Genomic DNA, 14,729 nt, shown 5'->3' with positions numbered 1-14,729 from the left:
TGGCCAGGGTGGCGGCGGCCTGCGGTTCGGCCCGTACCCGGGGGCCGATCAGCCGGCGCAGCAGGGCGTGCGTGTCCCCGGTGGGCAGCAGGCCGAGCACGAGGCGGTGGGCGCCGTCCAGGGCGACCAGGCCGGGCAGGGCGTCCCTGCTGGTCACCACGGTCAGGCAGGTGGGAGTGCCGGGCAGCAGCGGCCGGACCTGTTCCGCGGTGGCCGCGTTGTCCAGGACGACCAGCACATGCCGGCCGGCCAGCTCGCTGCGGTACCGGGCGGAGCGGTCGTTCACGTCCAGCGGGATGTCCTCGCCGGGCAGGCCGAGCGCGGTCAGCAGGCGGGCCAGCGCCTCCCCCGCGGGCATCGGCTGCTCGGGGTCGTAGCCGCGCAGGTTCAGGTACAGCTGCCCGTCGGGGAAGGCCGGGCGGACCCGGTGGGCCCAGTGCACCGCCAGCGCGGTCTTGCCCACCCCCGGGGCACCCGAGATCAGGCAGATCACCGACGCCGTGGAGGTCCCGTCCGGCGTCGCCAGCCGGTGCAGCCACGCCAACTGCCGCTCGCGGCCGGTGAATCCGGCCACGTCACCGGGCAGCAGACACGGCACCGTTGCCGGCCGACGATCCGGAGGAGTGGCTTCCGGAGTGGACGGTGCGAAGGCGGGATCGACGGTGAGCCCGGCTCGGTGAAGACGCTGCGCTCCGGGGCCGCCGCCGAACCCGGTGTCCCCCTCGTCCGCGAACGGCTCCGGGCCCGAGTTCCGGTCCCGGCGGTAACCCGACGGCGCTTCGGCCCGCTCTCCCGGCCTGTACGGAGCCGGCGCCTGCCGGGCGTACAGCCGCTCCCGCAGCGGATGCCCGCGCACCGTACCGGCCGGCTCGGCCACCGCCTCCGCATGCCGGCCCAGCGTCAGATCGATCTCGAAGCGCTCCTCCAGCACATCCAGCCGGTACTCCTCCAGCGCCTCCCGTCCGCCGGACAGCAGCGGGCTGAGGAGCCCCTCGCAGAACCGGCCCCGCCACAGCCCCAGTGCCTCGTGCAACGCCCTGGCCGCCGCGGGCAGGTCCCCGGCGACCCGGGCCGCCCGCCCCCGGGCCACCTGCGCGTCGAACACTTCCAGGTCGAGCTGTCCGCTCGGGACCGTCAGCACGTAGCCGGCCTCCGTCCGGACCAGCAGCCGGGACGGGGCCCCCACCGGCCGGCCGGGCTCGAGCATCCGCCGCAGCCCTGCGACATGTCTCCGCAGCAGATCCACCGCCCGCTCCGGGGGCGTCTCCCCCCACACCGCGGCGATGAGGTCCTCAGGTGACACCGGACGGTTCGCCCGCAGCAGCAGCACCGCCAGCACGATCCGCTGCTGCACCGGCCCGACATACAGCTCCGTCCCGTTCCGCCACACCCGCAGCGGACCGAGCACCGCGAAGCGCAGCATGTGGGGCACCGTGTGACCGACCATCGCCGACTCCCTACCGGGGGCCCAGCCAACCTAACCCGCACGGGGCCGGACGGACCCCCGCCGACGGACGGCACTTCCCCGCGCAAGCCACGCAGGCCGCGGCGAACTGGTCAGGCCGGCGTAGTCGGCGCCCGGCCGGCCGCCCGGCACCCCGCTCACCCGGCACCAGCGTGCGATCGAGCAGATCGAGCGGAGCAAGGGAAGAAGCAGACGGGCAGAGACGGACCTGGGCCGTTTCTGACGGCTCTCGAGACCGTCCCCGGACGGTTGCGGGCGCGCCCGATGAGTCAGCCGACGCCTCGCGAGCCGTCTCCCGTAGTGCCACCCGGCCGGATGATGTACGACCAAGAGCCGTCAGAAGCGCCCTAGTCCCGCGCGTGGGCCGGGCGCTCAGGCAGCGCTTCGGTGCACGGACCGGCGTCCGGCAGGTGCGTCTTCGCCCACTGCCCCAGTTCCCTGAGTGCGGGCTCCAGGGCGGCCCCGGCCTCGGTCAGCCGGTAGGAGACGCGCAGTGGGGGGCCTTCGTCGACCTCGCGCAGGACAAGGCCGGCGGCGCCGAGTTCGGCCAGACGGTCGGACAGCATGCGCTCGCTGATACCGGGAATGGCCCGGCGCAGGTCGGCGAAGTGCGCCGGCTGGTCCACCAGAACGGCCACGATCGGACCGCTCCAGCGCTTCCCGAGCAGGCCGAAGACACGGCTGATACCCCCGTCCACCCGCTTGCACGCCGCGCTGTCATGGTTCCGTTCCGCCGCCATGCGACCAGGGTACTACTCCACCGTATGGGGCTTAAAAAAAGTAAGTACCTGTGTTAAGAATAGTCACGCATTAAGCATCAGCCCCTCACCTCATCGGTGCCGGGGCGCCCCGTCCATCGCCTTGGAGATCCACATGGCCACACTGCTGCACATCGACTCCTCCGTGTTCACGGGCGAGGCATCGTCCTCGCGCGCCGTGACGGCGGCGTTCCGCGCACACTGGCTGGAGCAACACCCGGAGGGCACGGTCGTGTACCACGACCTGGCGGCGCAGCCCGTCCCGCACATCACCGCCGAGGCGCACACCGCCGGCTTCGCCGACCCGGCCTCACACACTCCCGAGCAGGCGGCCGCCTTCGCCGAACGCATACGGCTCATCGAGGAGCTGGAGCAGGCCGACGCCGTGCTCATCGGCGCCCCGATGTACAACTTCACGATCCCCTCGACCCTGAAGGCCTGGCTGGACAACGTGATCCTCATGGGCCGCACCGCGGGCGAGGCCCCGTCGGCCAAGGGCACCCCGGTGACCGTCGTCGCCAGCCGTGGCGGCTCCTACGCGCCGGGCACCCCGCGCGAGCCGTTCGAGTACGTGCAGAACTACCTCACGGCCGCGCTCGGCGCCGGCCTCGGTCTGACGGTCGACTTCATCGTTCCGGAGCTGACCATGGCCCCGCACAACCCGGCGATGGCCGAACTGGTCCCGCTGTTCGAAGCCTCCCGTGACCGTGCTCTCGAGGAGGCCGCCACGAAGGCGAAGCAGCTCGCGGAGCGCTCCGCGGCCTGAGAGCACCCCCCGGCCCGGGTACCGCCGACGGCGCGGCGCCCGAGCCGCCGGCGGCCTCCCGTCCGCGCCGGGTGCCCGTCACCGCCGGCCGGAACAGGCTGTGAGAGGGGGTCGTCGATTCCGCTGCCGCGACGCGGACGACGCGGTCCTTGGTCTCCGGGTCGGCGGCCGCCACGTCCTCCGGCGGAGACCGTCTGCCCCGCGTCGCGCAGGCAGCCGCTGGTGATGCCGTCGGGGACGACGATGCCGGGTCCGCCGTCGATGCGGCGATGGTGGTGCGGGCCCGAGCGGCCGGAATCCCGGCGGTCGCCACGGTCGGCGCACGGCCAGCGGACTGCGGGCAGCGGGCAGCGGGCAGCGGCGGGGCACCGTCGGCCCGTCCGCCCTGTCACGTTCGCAGCGGCGCGTGGGCCGGGGTGCGGCCTCGGTGTCACTCGCGCAGTGCGGCGAGGAGATCGTCCTCGCGCACCCGCCCGGACAGGACGGGACCGCCGGCGAGGAGGAACACCGGCGGGGCCGGCAGGTCGAGGGCGCGGACGCGGGCGAGTCCGGCCTGCACTGCTTCCGCGTCGCCACCGGTGGTGTCGATGCCCGTCTCGGCTGCGAGCCGGGCGAGCACGGTGGCGTCCGCGATGTTCAGGCCGTCGGCGAAGTACGCGCGGAACAGCCGCTCGGCCGTCTCTTCGCCCTTTCCCTGGTCGGAAGCCCGTGCGGCGAGCCGGTGCGCGTCGAAGGTGTTGGTGAACACCGCGCGGCGGAAGTCGAGTACGAGGCCGTCGTCGGCGCCGAACGAGGTGTCGGCGACGAGCCGGGCCGCCACGGCCGCGCCGCGTTCGCGCGTCCAGACAGCGATCAGCGGCTCACCGGCGGGTGAGGCCTGAGGACGGAGCTGGACGGGGCGGAGCACCGTCTCGACGGTGCCGCCGTCCGCGCGGTAGCGGCGAACGGCCCGGAGGTAGCGGGTGAAACCGAGGTAGCAGTACACGCAGACGAAGTCGAGGACGGCCTCGACGCGGCGCGGAGTGTTCATGGCCGGGCTCCTGTCGGTGAGGGTGGTGTTCGGCGGCTCGGGCGTCACCAGGGCATCGAGCCGTCCGACGTGAAGTAGCCGCCGGTGGGCCCGTCGGGACCGATGGACGCCATGCGGACGATGATGTCGGCGCCCTGCTCGACGCTCTGGGCGCCGGTGTGACCGTTGAGGTCGGTGGCGGTGTGGCCGGGGTCGACGGCGTTGACGCGCATCCCCGGCAGGGCGCGCGCGTACAGCACCGTGATCATGTTCAGGGCTGCCTTGGACGAGTTGTACGGCAGCGAGGAGATCCACAGCGGAACGAGCGAGGCGTGGGCGGCCGGGTCGGCCGCCACGGCCAGCGAGCCCAGGCCGCTGCTGACGTTGACCACGACCGGTGACGTGCTGCGGTGCAGCAGGGGCAGGAAGGCATGGGTGACGCGTACGGCTCCGAAGACGTTGGTCTCGTAGGCCGCGAGCATGTCCGCGGCGGTGATCTCGTCGGCCGGGCGCGCGGGACCGGCCACGCCGGCGTTGTTGACCAGGACGTCGAGGTGCCCGGTGTGCTCGCGGACCTGTTCGGCGGCCGCCGCGACGGAGTCGTCGTCGGTGACGTCGACGAGCAGCGGACGGGCGCCGACCGACCGGGCGGCCCGAGCGCCGCGGCCGATGTCGCGGGCACCCAGGTACACGGTGTGCCCCGCCCCGGCCAGGCGGCGGGCGGTCTGCAGTTCCAGGCCCTTGTCGGCCCCGGTGATGAGAGTCGTCGTCATGTCCGGCAGCCTCGCCGCTCCGCGGACGGCGGGGCAGATCACTGCTCTTCCTGGTAACACCGGTACCAGGAAGGCGTGCTGCCGGGCGGCGATACTGGGACCATGAGCGCACAGGGCGACATCGGGCCTTCCCGGCGGAGCGGCGAACTGGGAGGGGCCCTGCGCCGCTGGCGCGACCGGGTGCCTCCCACCGCGGTCGGGCTGCCCGCGGGGCGGAGCCGCCGGACGCCTGGACTGCGCCGCGAGGAACTGGCTCTGCTGGCGGGAATTTCCGCCGAGTACGTGGTCCGCCTGGAGCAGGGCCGGGCCACGTCCCCCTCCGCCCAGGTCCTCGGTGCCCTGGCGCGGGCGTTGCGTCTGTCGGGGGCCGAGCGCGCCCACCTGTTCGCACTGGCCGGGCAGCCCGAACCCGCGGACGGCCGACTGCCGGACCGGCTCACCCCGGGGGTGCAGCGGCTGCTCGACCAGATGCCGGGCACACCCGTCGGCGTGTACGACGCGGCGTGGACCCTCCTCGCCTGGAACCGGCTGCACGCCGCCCTGCTGGGCGATCCGTCCCCGCTGCCGGACCGGGAACGCAACCTGGTCTGGCAGCACTTCACCGGTCCGCCCGGCCCGGTGCGCCACACCCCCGGGCAGCGGACCCGCTTCGAGACCGCCGTGGTCTTCGACCTGCGGTCCGCGTCCGCCCGCTACCCGACGGACCCGGTCCTGCGCCGCCTCGTCACGGACCTCCGGAGTGCGAGCCCGCGCTTCGCCACGCTGTGGGACGCCCACGAGGTGAGCGGTCACACGCTGCACGGCAAAAGCGTCCACCACCCCGAGGTCGGCCCGCTCGACCTCGACTGCGACATCCTCACCGAACCCGGCGGCGACCTGCGCATCGTCATCCTCACCGCCCCGCCGGGCAGCGACACCGCCAGCCGTCTCGGACTGCTCGACGTCCTCGGCACCCAGCGGATGACCGGACCGTCCCGCTCCCGGAACAGCGTCACCCCGCCCACATGACTCCCGGCCCGTGGAGCCGCCCGGTCGTCGGGCCGTCCGGCCGCCGACGTTCCGTCGGTCCCGGGGACGCGCGGCCGCCGGTGCCGCGAACGGCCACAGGACGCGTTCATCATGTGCCTCATGTTCGCTTTTGGAAGAGGTGTCCCCTCTCCTGATCTCATCGATGCCGCTGGGCTGGCCCACGCCACGCGGAGGGCCCTGGCCGACGACTCGGACGGGATGTTCGGGTACGGCTTCCCCGGCGGCCACCCGCCGCTGCGGGAGTGGGTGGCGGAGCGTCACGGGGTGGACGCCTCCCGCGTCATGATCACTCCGGGGGCGATGCAGGCTGTCGCGCTGGCCCTGGAGACGCTGATCGGCACCGGATCGGGCAGTGAGCTGCTGGTGGACCGGCCGACGTACGACATGGCCCTGCGGGCCGTCGCGGCGCGCGGGGTGACCGTACGCCAGCTCGACCTGGGCGCCCGGTGGCCGGGGCCGGTTCCCGCTGCCGAGCGGCGCTGTGTGTACGCGGTGCCCACGTTCCGCAACCCGGACGGGGCGACCATGCCCCTGCCGGAGCGCGAGCGGCTGCTGGAGCAAGCGGCGTCCGGACGGGTCGTGGTCATCGAGGACGATCCCTACCGGGAACTGCGGTTCAGCGGGTCCCCGCTGCCGTCGTTCCGGCGGCTCGGCGGGCTCGACCGGGTGGTGCACGTGTCGTCGTTCTCCAAGACCGTCTGTCCGGGGCTGCGCGTGGGGTACGTCATCACCGACGCGCGGCGGATCGGTCTGCTGACCGCGGCGGCGAACCGCACCTATCTCACGCCGAGCATGTTCGCGCAGGCCGTCGCCCACCACTACGTCGTGGGCGAACCCGGTGGGCCCGGTGGGCTCGACCGTGCTGTGGAGCGGATGCGTACGGCGCTGGCGGCGCGCGCCGACCGGTTGTGCGGTCTGCTCCGGGACCGGCTTCCGCAGGCCGCGTTCACCCGCCCGGAGGGCGGTTACTTCCTCTGGCTGCGGCTGCCGGAGCCGGTGACCGCGGCGGATGTCGTACGGGCAGCCCGGCGGCGTGACGTGGACGTGGCCGCGGGAACCGGCTTCTTCCTCACCGGGGGCGAGCAGTACCTGCGGCTCTGTTTCGCGGCCGAGCCGCAGGAGCGCATGGCGGAGGGCGTGGACCGGCTCGCGGCGGCCGTCGAGGACGCGGCGGCCGGAGCGACGTCACAGCAGGGACCGTGCTGACCACAGCTCGGGGAAGAAGCGGTGCTCGTTGACGGTACGGAGCCAGGCGACTCCGCTGCTGCCGCCGGTTCCGGGCTTGGCACCGATCATCCGTTCCACCGTGAGCAGGTGCAGCGCGCGCCAGCGCGACATCCCCTCGGCCAGGTCGACCAGCGCCTCGGCCAGCTGGAGGACCGGGTCGGCAGGTGTGTGCTCCCGGTACACGTTCGCCCACGCCTCCTGGACGGAGGGGCACTCCGGGTACGGTCGCGCCGGGTCGCGCCGCAGCGTGCGGGACGCGATCGGCGCGCCCTGCCGGGCGAGCAGGGCGACGGCGGCGTCGTACACGCTGGGCTCGCGCAGGGCCCGCTCGACCTGCTCGTGCACCTGTGGCACGCCGGCGTGCAGCGCGGCCAGCGCGGGCTTCTTGTTGCCGAGGACGAACTCGACCATGCGGTACATGTAGGACTGAAGACCCGAGGCGTCGTTCAGATGGTCCCGGAAGGCGGCGAACTCGGTGGGTGCCAGCGCGCCCAGTACGTCCCAGGCGTGCGCCATCACGTCCACGACCCTGCGGACACGGTGCAGGGTCCACACCGCATCGCCGACCTGGTCCCTGTCCAGCAGGCCGCGGACCACGCACAGCTCCTCGTACACCAGCTTGAACAGCAGTTCCTCGACCTGGCCCATGACGTAGAAGGGCAGTTCGGCGGGAGAGCCGGAGCGTGGCTGCTGCAAGGAGAGCAGCACGTCGACGCTCTGGTAGCCGATGTAGGGGGTGCTGTCCCCGTCCAGGGCCGGGCAGCCGCCGGTGGAGGCGGCGCGTGCCGCGCGCTCGGCATCGCTCGACCTGCCGGTGTCCCGCGGCTCCGGACCGGCGGCGGGGCCGTTCCCCGGCCGCGTCCTCACTCCTCCCCACCCGTCGGCCAGCGCCGTGCGGCGTCGTCGAAGAGCTGTGTGAAGACGGGGTCGGCCACCGTGTTCTTCGCGTGACTCGTTCCGAACCGGTCGCGGTAGCAGGCGAACAGGTGGGGCTCCTGGTGCAGGAAAAGAATGTCGTGGAGGGACATGTGGCGGATCGCCAGCAGGGCGACCGGGCAGCGGGACACCCGGAACACCGGATTGCGCGCGGCGCGCTCGTCACAGCGTGGATGGAACTGGCCCAGCATCAGTCCCCGAGCGGCCAGCCCCGGTTTCGCCGCGGCCTGTGCCCGGTCGAGCAGCGTGTGCCGCTCGGGGGCGAGCCCGCCGAGCACGACCACGAGGGAGCGCAGCGCGGGGTTGTGGCTCCCCCACTCCTCGTGTGTCAGCACCCCGGCCATCCGGTCCACGACCGACCGCAACTCGTCCTCGGTGGCGTGCGCGGCGACCGGCCAGACCTCCAGCCGCAGGGAGTGCGCCTTGAGGGAAGGCCCGACGAACGGACAGATCGAGCCCTCCCGTCCGACCCCGGAGTGCGGCTGGACGAGGTAACCGTCGATCCAGGCCAGCACTTCGCCCGTATCCGCGTCCGCCGGGACGCCGGGGGATGTACCGCTCGCCCGGTTCACCACGTCACCGGCAGATGCCGGGGCCCGCGCAGGATGTCCGTGGTCCGCCACTCGAGCCGGTCCTCCGGAACCGCCGGACGAGCCGTGGGCAGGCGGCTGACGAACGCCCCGACGAGCGTGCCCAGTTCCCGGTGCGCGATCGAGGACGCGGGGCAGCGATGCGGGCCGTGGCCGTAGGCGAGGTGGGGGTTGCCCGCGCGCCGCAGATCGAGCCGGTGGGGGTCGGGGAAGGCACGCTCGTCCCGGTTGGCCGACGCGTAGGAGACGTACACCGGCTCGCCCCGCCGGACGGTGACCCCCGCGATGTCGACGTCCTCGGTGGCGATCCGCTCGACGCCGCATCCCGCCAGCCGGGGCACGAAGCGCACCAGCTCGTCGACGGCCGCCGGCCACGCCTCCGGGTGCGCCCGCAGCCAGGCGGTCTCGGCAGGGTGTGTGAGGAGGACGTAGAGCAGGTTGGCGCTGTGGTTGCGGATGCCGCGCCACGCCGACTGCATGCTCTTGTAGGCGTTGGCCACGATCTCCTCGTCGCTCAGCCCGCCCGCGGGCTCCGTCAGGACCGTGATCAGATCCTCACCGGACCCGCCGGCGGCCCCTCTCCCGCGCGCGGCGGACACCAGCCCCTGGAACAGCCGCCGCAGCGCCTCCTGGGCGTCGTGCACCCGCTGCGGATCGGCTCCCGAGGAGAACACCGTCTCGAAGCAGTCGCGCAGAGGTCCCTCCCGGTCGGCGGCGGGCACCCCGACCATGCCCCAGGCGGTCTCCAGGGCGAACGGCGAGGCCAGATCGTCCACCAGGTCGGCCGGTGGCCCCTGGCGGAGGAGGGAGTCCACCAGCGTCTCGCACACCCGCTCCGCGGCCAGGGCCAGCGCCTCGGTACGGGCGGGGGTGAAGGCCTTCGCCATCTGCCGCCGGACCCGGGCATGCGCAGCCCCGTCCTGGTACGTCATGTCGCCCTTGATGGGGGCCCTCAGCTCGGTGATGCGCGTGCTGTCCACGTGCCAGGCGGCCGCCCGGCTGAACCGGGCGTCGGACGTCACCGACCTCACGTCCTCGTACCGGGTGAGCACCCAGGCGGGCACGGAGCCGTACGCGAACCGGACCTTCGACGCCCGTTTCTCCCCGAGCAGCTCGGTCATCATGGGATCCAGATCGACGCCACGAAGCTCGACCCGGGGCCAGACCCTCACGTCCTCGGACACAGCGCCCACCTCCCAGCCAGGTACGAACGCTCCGGCGCCCTCTCGCCCATCATGAGAGGGAGGCCGGTCGCCGCCCAGCCGAAACGGGCCGTTCGGGGGACACTCCGGCACCACCGCACACCCCACGCACACCCCGCCCACCACGCGACACCGCGCACACCGCCCACGCAAGGCAGTGCCCCGAGCTCCAGCGCGAAGCCCGTCCGCCCGAGGACCGGGCGGCCGGACGGCCAGGTCCCGGTCCTCAGCTGTCGGTCTTGTCCCCGTCGGTGGTGCAGGGCAGGGTGCCGTCCGGGTTGTCGGCCTGGTAGTCGCGGGTGGCCTGCCGCTGGACGTCGGTGATGGCGGTGGCGTCGACGCCGACCAGGCCACCGAACGGGCGCTCGGTGTCGTGGACGAGCGCGAGGGTGGCCGTCAGCAGCACGGTCGCCACGGCCAGGGCCGCGATCTGCGGCCGGTTGTTGCGCCGGGGAATGCACAGCGCCAGGGAGACGATGGTGACGGCCAGCAGCAGGAGCATGAACCAGTACACCGCGGGCGGCACCGACGCGGTCGCCTCCGACAGCCGGGCCTGCCGCGCCCGGGAACGGTCGTCGTCGGCCGACACCAGCATGCCGAAGGCCGGCTGGTCGGTCCCCACCTCCTTGAAGACGCGGCGCAGGTCGGTGCTCCAGACACTCGGGACGGCGGAGTCGGTGCCGTCGGCCATGGCGGGCCATTCGAAGTGCCGCACCGCACGGGTGTAGCAGACGATGTCGCCCAGCAGCCGGCTGCGCTGCGCGGCGGCGGGCACGTAGTCGGTCACCTCCGCCAGCTTGTCCACGGCGTTGGCCTCGGAGCGGACGGCCTCCTCCGCCTTGCCGTAGGAGGAGGCGGCGGTGGCCAGCACGAAGGCCAGGATCAGCACGGTGAGCGTCTGGACCGGCCCCACCAGATCCTTCACCGACAGCCCGGCGTCGTCCGCGGTGCTCTCCCGCCGGCGCAGAACGCGTTGGAGGGCGATGCCCACCAGCAGGGCGGCCGCAGCCACCACGACCGTGACGATCAGCATGAGTGTGTCTCCCCTGGATTCCGGGGCCGATGGGCCGCTGTCCGATGACCGATATCCCCCGCTTCATGTGCTTTTTTTCGTATGCCGCGCGCTCCCAAGCGCTCGCGCCCGTCCGAGAACCCGCATGAGTGACCCCGGGCCCCGCCCGGCGGAGGTTCGCCTGCCTGGTGCTCCGGCGATGCTCCCCGTATGACGGAGCAGAGGAACAGCCGCTCACCGGGTGCTCCGGGGCCGGGGAACATGCCGGTGGCTGAGCATTCCGCCCGCCCCTGGGCGGTGATCGTGCACAATCCGGCGCCGCTGGGGGCGTTCGACGAGCTGAGCACCGCCCCGCCGCGCCGGACGCAGCACCGCCACCTGTTCCGTGAGCGGGTGAATCCGCGCCGGGCCGGGGAGGAGCACGACGCCTTCGTCCGGGCCATCGCCCGTGCGGGTGTCACGGTGATCACGCTGCAGTCGCTGGTCGGGGACACGCCGTGGTTCGCCCAGGCCTGCACCAACCCCAACCAGATGTACGTCCGGGACGCGGCGATCACCCTGCCCTGGGCCCCCACCCGGTACCTGCCCGCCCGCATGGCCGAGCCGTTGCGCCGCCCGGAGGAGGCCACCATGGCCGCCGCACTCGAGCGGCTCGGTCTGACCCGCCTGGACTGGGAGCAGCGGCCCGGCACCGTGCTGGAGGGCGGCGATCTCATCCCCTTCGTCCGCGACGGGCGCCGCTGCGTCCTGCTCGGCCACGGCCCCCGCACCACCCTCGCCACCGTGCCGCGTCTGTGCGAGGCGCTGCTGCCCGGCCACGCCGACGAAGTGATCGCCGTCGAGCTCGCCCCCGGCAGCCTCAACCTCGACGGCACCCTCCTGCCCCTCAGCGACACCCTCGTCGTCGCCGCGCCGGACAACATCGTGTCCGCCACCCACTGGGACAGCACCGGCCCCCGGCCTCTCGATCTCCTGCGATCGTTCGAGGAAGCGGGCATGACGGTCGTGCGCACCGAGCAGCGCGCCGCCCGGCTGCAGGAGGCCTGCAACCACCTCTGCCTCGGCCCGGGCACCGCCATCGGCTACGACCTGTGCCGGCCCGTGGTGCGCACCCTCCGCGCGCACGGCGTCCACCTCACCACCGTGCCCGGGAGCGAACTGGTCAAAGGGACCGGGGGACCCCGCTGCATGTCCCGCCCGGTCTACGCACAGGCACAATCACCGGCCACGTGATCCTCCGGCGGCCGGCCGCCCGGGAGAAGGTGAACCGTGCCCACGCATGGGCACCGCACGGCCGGCCGGGCCGCGCGGGGGCGGGATCTTCCGCGCGGCCCGGGGGCGTCCTCGACAGCAGGACGCCCGCTCTACGCCCCGGCACCCCCGTCACCGGTACCGGAGCGCCTCCGCCGCCGTGCCGGGCTCCCGGGGCTGCACCAGTTCCACCCGCAGCCCCGTCGGCGCCGTGGTGAGGAAGCAGGCCCGGCAGCCGCGGCCGCCCGCGAAGACCGGGGCCGGGTCCGACAGCCGCGCCGTCGTCGCCTCGATATCGCCTGCATCGGCGTCGACGTCGGCAGCGGCACCCCGCGCTACACCTTCGGCCAGATCGACCTGTTCGGCGGCTTCCCCTACGTCGAGGTGATGATCGGCCTCTTCGCCATCGGCGAGCTGCTCAACCAGCTGCACACCGGCATGGCCGAGCCCATCCGGGCCCGCTTCCGCGACCTGCTGCTGAAGAAGGAGGACCTGAAGCGGGCCGCTCCGGCGACCGTCCGCGGCACCGTCGTCGGCTTCCTCCTCGGCTGCCTGCCCGGCGCCGGTACGACGCTGGCGTCCTTCATGGCGTACGGCGCGGAGAAGCGCTTCTCGAAGAACCGGCACAAGCTGGGCACCGGCGCGATCGAGGGCGTCGTCGCCCCGGACGCGGCCACCAACTCCGCCTCCAACGCCAACTTCGTGCCCACCCTGGTGCTCGGCGTGCCCGGCGGCGCCACCACCGCCGTACTGCTCGGCGCCTCCCTCATCTACGGCATCCAGCCCGGCCCGCTGCTGTTCGAGAACCAGCCCACGCTGGTATGGGGCCTGCTCGCCTCGTTCTTCATCGGCATCTTCATCCTGCCGGCGCTGAACCTGCCCCTCGCGCCGGTCCTCGCGCAGCTGCTGCGCGTGCGGTACGCGATCATGTACCCGCTGATCATCGTGACCAGCCTGGTCGGGGCCTACTCGGTCAAGAACAGCATGCTGAGCGTGTGGATCGTGATCGTCATCGGTCTGGTCGGCTACGCCATGAAGCGGCTGAACCTCCCCGTCGCGCCGCTGGTCCTCGGCCTGGTCATCGGCCCGCTGTTCGAGAAGGCGCTGGTGCAGACGTCCGCGCTCGGCGAGGGCACGGTCCTGCCGACCGTCCTCGCCAGCCCGGCCGCCATCGTCATCCTGGTGCTCGCCGCCGTCCTGGTCGCGGGTCCGGTGGCCGTCAAGGCCCTGCGCCGCGACCGGGACGCGGCGCCGGATACCCCCGGTTCCGGCACGGGAGGCCCCGGTACGGGCACCCCGGACCCCGGCTCCCCCGCGCCCGGCACCACACCGGCCGACGACGGCGCCACCCCCGATGACGCCCCGCCCGGCGACAACACCCCACCCCCGTCCGACGAGCCCGTGCCCCGCCAACCGTCACGGCACCCCTCCTCCACCGCATCCGCCCAGGAAAGGCAGTCATGAGCACCACCACCTCCCGCCGTCCCCGCGTCGCGGTCACCCTCGGCGACCCCGCCGGCACCGGCCCCGAGCTGATCGCCAAGCTGCTGTCCGTCCCCGGGAACACCGCCGCCGCGGACATCGTGCTGATCTCCGACGAGGCCGAACTGAAGAGCGCCGGTGACGACGCGGGCCTGACCGTCGAATACGCCACCGAGTACACCCCGGGCGTCCCGCTGCTGCACGACAACAGCGCGCACCGCCCCGCCGGGGAGTTCGAGCGGCGCACCGCCACCGAGGCCGGCGGCCGCTGGGCCCTCGCCAACCTCCGTACCGCGCTGGACATGGCGGGCCGGGGCGAGGTGCACGCCATCCTGTTCGCGCCGCTCAACAAGACCTCGCTGCACCTGGCCGGGATGACGGAGAACGACGAACTGCGCTGGTTCGAGAAGGTGCTGGGCGTCGACGCCTTCACCTCCGAGCTGAACATCCTGCCCGGCCTGTGGACCGCCCGGGTCACCTCGCACGTCTCCATCGCCGAGGTGGACGCGGGCATCACCCGGGAGAACGTGGTCGAGGCCGGTGAGCTGCTGCACCAGGTGCTGCGCGAGTCCGGCGTCGAGGCGCCCCGCATCGGCGTCTGCGCGCTCAACCCGCACGCCGGGGAGAACGGCAAGTTCGGCCGCCACGAGCTGGACGTCATCACCCCTGCCGTCGGCGACCTGACGGCGCGGGGGCCGGACTTCACGGGACCGTTCCCCTCGGACACCATCTTCCTGCGGGCCCGCGCCGGCGACTTCGACGGCATCCTGACGATGTACCACGACCAGGGCCAGATCGCGATGAAGCTGATCTGCTTCGACGGCGGCGTCACCATGGCCGGCGGCCTCCCGGTGCCGATCTGCACCCCGGCCCACGGCACCGCCTTCGAGATCGTGGGCCAGGCCAAGGCCAACACGGGCTCGGTGCAGAACGCCTACGACCTGGCGGTCCGCATCGGGGGCCAGTCGCGCGGCGGCGGTCTGACACCGTACGGCACACGGGCGCAGGGCCGGGGGGACAGCGCCCCCGGCCCAGCGCCCGTTCCCCCCTGCCGGGGTGAGTTGTTGCCGGGAGGGGCACGTGGTGAGGTGGTGAGTCCGTCGGCGGTCCGCGCCGTGGTTCCCGTGGTTCCGGAGGCCCCTTGTGAGCAGCTCGTCGCCGTCGCCCGGGCGTGCCCTGCGCCGAGCGCACGCACGACCCGACGACCCCGATGACGCGGACCCGTCACG

The 14,729-nt window shown here is 73.3% G+C and carries 15 protein-coding genes; 6 read left to right on the top strand and 9 right to left on the bottom strand.

The annotated features are described in order from the left end of the window. Both IEZ04_RS32815 and IEZ04_RS32810 read right to left on the bottom strand, forming a co-directional pair. On the bottom strand, nt 1-1,447 hold a 1,447-nt coding region (locus IEZ04_RS32815; RefSeq protein WP_189220636.1), incomplete at its 3' end, for an AfsR/SARP family transcriptional regulator. Nucleotides 1,448-1,812: 365 nt separating this feature from the next. Continuing rightward, the gene (locus IEZ04_RS32810; RefSeq protein WP_189220635.1) at nt 1,813-2,205 is read right to left on the bottom strand and encodes a winged helix-turn-helix transcriptional regulator; all 393 of its coding nucleotides are present in this window, start codon (nt 2,203-2,205) and stop codon (nt 1,813-1,815) included. Between the two features lie 133 nt (nt 2,206-2,338). On the opposite strand from IEZ04_RS32810, the gene IEZ04_RS32805 reads away from it, so the two are divergent. Beyond that, the gene (locus IEZ04_RS32805; RefSeq protein WP_189220634.1) at nt 2,339-2,989 is read left to right on the top strand and encodes an FMN-dependent NADH-azoreductase; all 651 of its coding nucleotides are present in this window, start codon (nt 2,339-2,341) and stop codon (nt 2,987-2,989) included. A gap of 430 nt (nt 2,990-3,419) precedes the next feature. Here IEZ04_RS32805 and IEZ04_RS32800 read toward each other — a convergent pair whose 3' ends face one another. After that, nucleotides 3,420-4,019 carry a DsbA family oxidoreductase gene (locus tag IEZ04_RS32800; protein ID WP_189220633.1) on the bottom strand — a complete coding sequence of 200 codons (600 nt, stop codon included), beginning with the start codon at nt 4,017-4,019 and terminating at the stop codon, nt 3,420-3,422. 44 nt (nt 4,020-4,063) lie between these two features. Next, the gene (locus IEZ04_RS32795; RefSeq protein WP_189220632.1) at nt 4,064-4,771 is read right to left on the bottom strand and encodes an SDR family NAD(P)-dependent oxidoreductase; all 708 of its coding nucleotides are present in this window, start codon (nt 4,769-4,771) and stop codon (nt 4,064-4,066) included. Between the two features lie 102 nt (nt 4,772-4,873). On the opposite strand from IEZ04_RS32795, the gene IEZ04_RS32790 reads away from it, so the two are divergent. Then, entirely contained in the window at nt 4,874-5,779 is a 906-nt protein-coding gene (locus IEZ04_RS32790; RefSeq protein WP_189220631.1) for a helix-turn-helix transcriptional regulator, read from the top strand. Nucleotides 5,780-5,899: 120 nt separating this feature from the next. Beyond that, nucleotides 5,900-7,006, top strand: a complete 1,107-nt coding sequence (locus IEZ04_RS32785) for an aminotransferase-like domain-containing protein (RefSeq protein WP_189220630.1) — start codon at nt 5,900-5,902, stop codon at nt 7,004-7,006. Here the strand turns inward: IEZ04_RS32785 and IEZ04_RS32780 are convergent. From IEZ04_RS32780 to IEZ04_RS32765, 4 genes are all read right to left on the bottom strand, one after another. Then, nucleotides 6,986-7,894 carry a tryptophan 2,3-dioxygenase gene (locus IEZ04_RS32780; RefSeq protein ID WP_189220629.1) on the bottom strand — a complete coding sequence of 303 codons (909 nt, stop codon included), beginning with the start codon at nt 7,892-7,894 and terminating at the stop codon, nt 6,986-6,988. The genes IEZ04_RS32785 and IEZ04_RS32780 overlap by 21 nt on opposite strands. Further along, on the bottom strand, nt 7,891-8,478 hold the full coding sequence (locus IEZ04_RS32775) for a DUF6875 domain-containing protein (RefSeq protein WP_189220628.1): 588 nt from the start codon (nt 8,476-8,478) through the stop codon (nt 7,891-7,893). The genes IEZ04_RS32780 and IEZ04_RS32775 overlap by 4 nt, the downstream gene beginning before the upstream one ends. A 53-nt stretch (nt 8,479-8,531) precedes the next feature. Then, a complete protein-coding gene (locus IEZ04_RS32770; RefSeq protein WP_189220627.1) occupies nt 8,532-9,737 on the bottom strand; it encodes a cytochrome P450 in 1,206 nt (401 codons plus the stop codon). A gap of 244 nt (nt 9,738-9,981) precedes the next feature. Continuing rightward, the gene (locus IEZ04_RS32765; protein ID WP_229821436.1) at nt 9,982-10,788 is read right to left on the bottom strand and encodes a bestrophin-like domain; all 807 of its coding nucleotides are present in this window, start codon (nt 10,786-10,788) and stop codon (nt 9,982-9,984) included. Between the two features lie 246 nt (nt 10,789-11,034). Here IEZ04_RS32765 and IEZ04_RS32760 point away from each other — a divergent pair, with 246 nt between their 5' ends. Continuing rightward, nucleotides 11,035-12,000 (top strand): dimethylarginine dimethylaminohydrolase family protein, encoded by a 966-nt coding sequence (locus IEZ04_RS32760; RefSeq protein WP_189220626.1) that lies wholly within the window; start codon nt 11,035-11,037, stop codon nt 11,998-12,000. 150 nt (nt 12,001-12,150) lie between these two features. On the opposite strand, the gene IEZ04_RS35435 is transcribed toward IEZ04_RS32760, so the two are convergent. Continuing rightward, a complete protein-coding gene (locus tag IEZ04_RS35435) occupies nt 12,151-12,450 on the bottom strand; it encodes a hypothetical protein (RefSeq protein ID WP_229821438.1) in 300 nt (99 codons plus the stop codon). Here IEZ04_RS35435 and IEZ04_RS32755 point away from each other — a divergent pair. Together IEZ04_RS32755 and IEZ04_RS32750 are read left to right on the top strand one after the other, a co-directional pair. Beyond that, a complete protein-coding gene (locus IEZ04_RS32755) occupies nt 12,370-13,482 on the top strand; it encodes a tripartite tricarboxylate transporter permease (RefSeq protein WP_229821437.1) in 1,113 nt (370 codons plus the stop codon). The genes IEZ04_RS35435 and IEZ04_RS32755 overlap by 81 nt on opposite strands. Beyond that, nucleotides 13,479-14,714, top strand: coding sequence for a 4-hydroxythreonine-4-phosphate dehydrogenase PdxA (locus IEZ04_RS32750; protein WP_189220625.1), 1,236 nt, complete (start codon nt 13,479-13,481; stop codon nt 14,712-14,714). Before IEZ04_RS32755 ends, IEZ04_RS32750 begins: the two co-directional genes overlap by 4 nt. Nucleotides 14,715-14,729 lie beyond the last annotated feature (15 nt).

Source organism: Streptomyces ruber, from assembly GCF_014648075.1.
GTDB lineage: Bacteria > Actinomycetota > Actinomycetes > Streptomycetales > Streptomycetaceae > Streptomyces > Streptomyces ruber.
The sequence above is the reverse complement of the archived record's forward strand: the minus strand, read 5'-3'. Positions and strand labels throughout refer to the sequence as shown.